Source organism: Streptomyces sp. NPDC056948 (genome assembly GCF_042674225.1).
GTDB lineage: Bacteria > Actinomycetota > Actinomycetes > Streptomycetales > Streptomycetaceae > Streptomyces > Streptomyces purpurascens.
The window spans coordinates 1-5,210 of record NZ_JBHUQX010000118.1; the positions used below are offsets into that span (position 1 = coordinate 1).

Below are 5,210 nucleotides of genomic sequence, written 5' to 3' on the forward strand. Positions count from 1 at the left end.
GCTGCCGACACGTGTCGGCAGGGCCCTCACTGTTTTTTCGCCGCCCACGAGGGCACCCGCGTCACACGTCATCGCAGGCCACAGGCTATCTATTCCTCCAGAGAGCTGAAATCTATCTTTGCCAGAGTAGACATTGGCCACCAGCGCGGTTACTCTTTTTCTCGTTGAGACGGCCAGGCGAAGCCCGGCCGACACGAACCGGCAAGGACGGAGGAGCAGACGCCATCAGGATCGCCCGGCCCGAGAGCAATGGCCGGGTACCGCAAGACCCCGGATTGGAAGGTGGTCCCCGGTCACGCAGCCGCGATCCCCGCACCCCCCTTCTGCAGGGCTGGTAGCGGAAACAGAAGGTCGGCACAGCATGAGGGCCGACAGATGGTGTTGAATTTCCTTCGGGGCCCTGGTGCCGTACGGCCCCAGGGCCCCTCGACGCGTTGCACAACGAGGTGACATGACAGCAGATACCCCACTCAGTGGTCGTCTGGACGACGACGACTACCCCGCGTACACGATGGGGCGGGCCGCCGAGATGCTCGGCACCACCCCCGCTTTCCTCCGAGCCATCGGTGAGGCTCGTCTGATCACCCCGCTGCGCTCGGAGGGCGGGCACCGCCGGTACTCCCGCTACCAACTGCGGATCGCGGCGCGCGCCCGCGAGCTCGTCGACAGGGGCACCCCGATCGAGGCTGCTTGCCGCATCGTCATCCTTGAGGACCAGCTCGAGGAAGCTCAGCGCATCAACACCGAGTACCGACGCCGTGCCGAGCACGAAGCGCCCGACAGCCCCCTTCCCGGTTCCAGCTGATCACGTGGGCATCCGCCGGTCGGGGCGCACACGCGCCGCTCGATCGACCATGAAGGCTCGTCCACCTCTCGGACGTCGTGCCTCCTCGTTCGCCGCCCCGCTCGGGGTGAGCCGAATCCGCGCGTCCAGGAAGGCCCGCGCGCTTCTCCGGGCCGCACGCCCCACGTCACTGCTACGGCTCTCCCCGTTCAGGTGATTTTCGTCAAGTAAGCCGCTTCCCGGGACCTACTATCCCGTCTCGTGACAGACAGGCAGACCCGGAGCGCGGCGGACGTGGTCATCCTCGGCGCCGGACCGGCCGGGCTCGTGCTCGGCAATCTTCTTCAGGACCGCGGGATCGACTGCGTCATCCTGGAGCGTGCCGAGCGCGCGCACATCGAGACGCGGGCGCGCGCCGGGTTCCTGGCGGCCACCACCGTGCGGATCCTGGAGCGGCACGGGCTGGCCGAAGGGCTGCGGCGGCGTGGGCGGGCGCACAGTGTGTGTGAGTTCCGCAGCGCGGACGGCCGGTTCCGGCTGGACTACAGCGGGCTCGGGCGTGGTGAGCGGCACACCGTGTATCCCCAACAGGACCTGGTCACCGATCTGTTGACGCGATTCCTGGCCTCCGGCGGGCGGGTCGACTTCGGCACCGAGGCGGTGGCCGTCCTCGGCACCGACACCGATCGGCCCTCGGTGACCGTGCGCGAGGCGGACGGGCGACCCGGCCGATGGCGCGCGCGGTACGTGGCCGGGTGCGACGGGCGGCACGGCGCGGCCCGGCGGTCGCTGCCGCCCGGCTCGGTGCGCCGGCACCACTGCGACCACGGCGTGACCTGGCTCGGACTGCTCGCCGAGGCACCGCCCAGTCTGGACGCCGTCGGATACGCGGTGCACGAGCGGGGATTCGCCGGGCACATGGCGCGGACCAGTGAGATCACCCGTTACTACCTGCAGTGCGAGCGCGGTACTCCGGCCGACGCCTGGTCCGAGGAACGGATCTGGGACGAGCTGGATCTGCGGATGCGGGGAACGGAGTACGGTCCGCTGCACCGTGGTCGTGTCGTGCAGCGGAGCGTCGTCGACCTGGAGTCCGATGTGCTCGAACCGCTGCGGCACGGTCCGCTGTTCCTCGTCGGCGACGCCGCCGCTCTCATCAGCCCCTGCGCGGCCAAGGGCGCCAATCTCGCGGTCCTGGAGGCGGAGAACCTCGCCGACGCCCTGGTCGACGACCTCGTCCACGGCGACTCCGAGGGGCTCGACGCCTACTCCGCGCGGTGCCTGGCGTACATCTGGCGTGCGCAGGAGTTCTCGCACTGGATGATCCGGTTGCTGCACGGCCCGTCCGGCTCGGACGGCACGTCACTGTTCCACAACTCCCTGCGGCGCTCCCGCATCACTTCGCTGCGTACGTCGCGCAGCCACCAGGACTGGTTCGCCGAGCACTACGTCGGCGTATGAGGTCCGCCCCCTTTCCTGCCCGCGTCATCCCAGATCTGAATGAGGATCCCCGCAATGATCACGACGTTGTCGGGCGACACGTCCCGCCTGCTCGCGACGGTCGACTTCGTCAAGGAGCAGGACACCGCCGCCCTGCTCCCGCTCCTGTTCCCCGGGCTCGACGGTCCGGAGCTGCGGGCCCTCGTGGAGCGCTGCCGTTTCTCCCATTCCGCGCTGCTCGTCTTCCCGTCGGACGAGGCGGAGTTGCGCGCGATGCTCACCGACTGCGGGCTCCTCGCGTCCCTGCCGGCGCAGCCGAGTGTCGTCGTACGCGAGCGACTGGCCGTACGGCATCGGCGGCCGGCGGCCGAGCTGGACGTCGGCATCCTGCGCCCCGCGGTGGCCGGCGCGGATGGGGAGCACCGTACGGTCGAGCTGTTCGCGCTGACCGTGCCGCCGGGATCGGGCCTGGACGCGATGGCCGCGCACGAGCGTGAGCGGCAGCACGAGGCACACGTCGCCTTCGACGTCGTAGCGCCCGATCCGCTGGTGCTGCGGGGCCTGTGCGCGACCTTCGCGCGCTACGGAGCCACCCCGGACGGCGGCGGCTACAACCCGCACGAGAACGGCACGGTCTTCTATTTCGGCACCGCCGCCGAGGCCAAGGCCGGGTACCGGCGCGTGGAGCTGTACGTGCCCGGCGACCACCGCGACGTGCTCGCCGACCATCTCGACGCGCATCGCGCCCGGCAGCCCGCCGAAACGCTCCTGCGCCTGCTGACCGGGGCGTGGACGACGCAGGCCCTGGCCGTGTTCGCTCAACTCCGGGTACCCGACGCCATGGACGACGAGCGAGGCGTCGACGTCGGGGAACTGGCGCGTGAGGCCGGCGCGAGGCCGGAGAAACTGGCGACGCTGCTGCGCTATCTCGCGATGCTGGGCGCGGTGGAGGAAGGCCACGACGGCTTCCGGCTCACCGAGCTGGGCGCACTGCTGCGCGCCGATGCCCAGGGGTCGATGCGGGCGCTGGCCCTGATGTACGGCGGCCCGTTCTACCGGTCCTTCGCCGAACTCGGGCACACCGTGCGCACGGGACAGGTCGCCTTCGAGCATCTCTTCGGCGAGAACCACTTCGACCATTTCGCCCGCGACCCCGGGCTCGCGGAACTCTTCGACCAGTCCATGGCCGCCGGAGCCGCCATGTTCGACCCGGTCCCCACGCATCCGGCGCTCACCGCCGCGGCCGAGGCACCCGCCGGGGGCACGGTCGTCGATGTCGCGGGTGGCAACGGGGAACTGCTCGGCCGCGTCCTCGCCGCGCACCCGCGTCTGCACGGGGTCCTGCTGGAGCGTCCGCACGCTGTCGAGGCCGCTCGCCTGCGGCTGGAGGAGGCCGGTCACGGCACGCGCTGTGCCTTTGTGGCCGGCGACTTCGCGGATGTGCCCGCGGGCGGTGACGTCTACGTCCTGTCCCGTGTCCTGCACGACTGGGACGACGAGCGCTGCCGCGAGATCCTGCGCCACTGCGCCCGCGCGATGCCCGATCACGCCGATCTGCTCGTCGTCGAACGCGTACTGCCCTCCGACGGCTCGGTCTCGCTGGCGACCGCCTGGGATCTCCACATGATGTGCAACGTCGGCGGGCGCGAACGGCAGGCCGGCCATTACGGCGGGCTGTTCGCCGATGCCGGCCTCGTCCTGGTGGACCGGACGCCGCTGCCTCTGGACGGCAATGTGCTGCACGTCCGGAAGGCCCGGCCGACCTCGGCGTGACGGCCTGCCGCCTCGCCGCCGGGCCGTCACGTCAGCCGATGGGGGCCGGCATCGGCTGGACGTCGTAGTCGAGGCGGATGGTGTCTCCGGTGGCGGGGTCGGACAGTTCCACGCTCCAGCCGTCGGCGAACTGGTCGACGCCGGGGGCCATGGGGATGGTGCCGGAGATCAGGACGGTGCCGGGCGTGAGCGCGCCGCGTGAGCGCAGGACGTCGATCCAGTAGGCGGGGGTGAGGAGTTCGGCGAGGGTGCCGTGCTGAATCTCCGTCGGCTTGTCGCCCTGGGTGACCCAGGCGCGCAGGGTGAGCTGGTCGAGGCGGGACTCGACGTCGGCCAGGCGCCAGGCGCGGCGGGCGAGGACGTCGGGTCCCGCGTTCTTGCTCCAGGCCACGCCGTGCACCTCCAGGTCGCGGTCGGTGTGGTCGCAGGCGGCGGTCAGCAGCAGTTCCCCACCGTTGGCCACGACGAGCGCCCACTCCGCCTCGCCGGAGGTGTGCGCGTGCTGCGCGTGGACCCGGTCGGTCTGCTGGGCGAGGTAGGGGGAGACGGGGTAGAGGGCGGGCGTCACGGACGGGCCGGGCACGCCCAGCTCGGCGAGCTCCGCGACGTGCGCGGCGACGTCCTCCTGGCTGCGTCCGGCATACCCGGCGTTGAGGACCTGGACGACGTCGACCTCGCGCTGTTGACGCAACTCCGCTTCACTCCGCTTCAGTACACCAAGGTGAACATCTGGCGCGCCCCGGACGCGGCGGCGGCGCGCCGCAGCTGCTGCGCAAGAGCGGCTGACCGCCTCGGTGGTGGGCGAGTTGCGGGCAACAGGGCTCCACAAGCACCCGTTCGAGGGACCGTGGACCGTAACCGGGGTGCTCAAGCGATGTCCTGGCGTGCTGAGGCGCCACTATGGGGCCCAAGCAGCAACGAGGACCAGGAGGTACCGCAATGACTGTGGCTCCAACTCGCTCTGTACTGTCCATCGCTCGCCCGAGGGACTGGGCGGCCCTGCTGATCGTCATCGTGATCGTCTATGCGCCGGCGGCGCAGATCCAGGACATCCTGACCAGTCTCATCGCCCTGTCAGGAGTGCTCGTTTCCGGCTCGGCGGTGCGGGCCATGGCAGAGCGGCAGCGGCCGACGGCCGCCTGAGGATGACCGTCTGAGGACGGGCCGGGCTCGAATCTCCGCCAGATCACAGGGCCGGACCACGGTGTGGTCC

General features: G+C 70.7%; 5 protein-coding genes. 4 read left to right on the plus strand and 1 reads right to left on the minus strand.

Annotated features, from left to right (window positions below; genetic code table 11):
• Positions 1 to 451: 451 nt before the first annotated feature.
• The 3 genes from ACFTZL_RS17390 (at position 452) to ACFTZL_RS17400 (ending at position 3,997) form a co-directional block, all read left to right on the plus strand.
• The gene (locus tag ACFTZL_RS17390) at positions 452 to 805 is read left to right on the plus strand and encodes a MerR family transcriptional regulator (RefSeq protein ID WP_382582948.1); all 354 of its coding nucleotides are present in this window, start codon (positions 452 to 454) and stop codon (positions 803 to 805) included.
• A gap of 240 nt (positions 806 to 1,045) precedes the next feature.
• Positions 1,046 to 2,245 (plus strand): 4-hydroxybenzoate 3-monooxygenase, encoded by a 1,200-nt coding sequence (locus ACFTZL_RS17395; RefSeq protein WP_382582951.1) that lies wholly within the window; start codon positions 1,046 to 1,048, stop codon positions 2,243 to 2,245.
• Positions 2,246 to 2,299: 54 nt separating this feature from the next.
• Positions 2,300 to 3,997: a methyltransferase gene (locus ACFTZL_RS17400; RefSeq protein WP_382582954.1), complete on the plus strand. Its 1,698-nt coding sequence runs from the start codon at positions 2,300 to 2,302 to the stop codon at positions 3,995 to 3,997.
• A 31-nt stretch (positions 3,998 to 4,028) separates the two neighbouring features.
• On the opposite strand, the gene ACFTZL_RS17405 is transcribed toward ACFTZL_RS17400, so the two are convergent.
• Positions 4,029 to 4,688 (minus strand): DUF2848 domain-containing protein, encoded by a 660-nt coding sequence (locus tag ACFTZL_RS17405; protein WP_382582957.1) that lies wholly within the window; start codon positions 4,686 to 4,688, stop codon positions 4,029 to 4,031.
• 248 nt (positions 4,689 to 4,936) lie between these two features.
• Here ACFTZL_RS17405 and ACFTZL_RS17410 point away from each other — a divergent pair, with 248 nt between their 5' ends.
• The gene (locus tag ACFTZL_RS17410; protein WP_382582960.1) at positions 4,937 to 5,140 is read left to right on the plus strand and encodes a hypothetical protein; all 204 of its coding nucleotides are present in this window, start codon (positions 4,937 to 4,939) and stop codon (positions 5,138 to 5,140) included.
• Positions 5,141 to 5,210 lie beyond the last annotated feature (70 nt).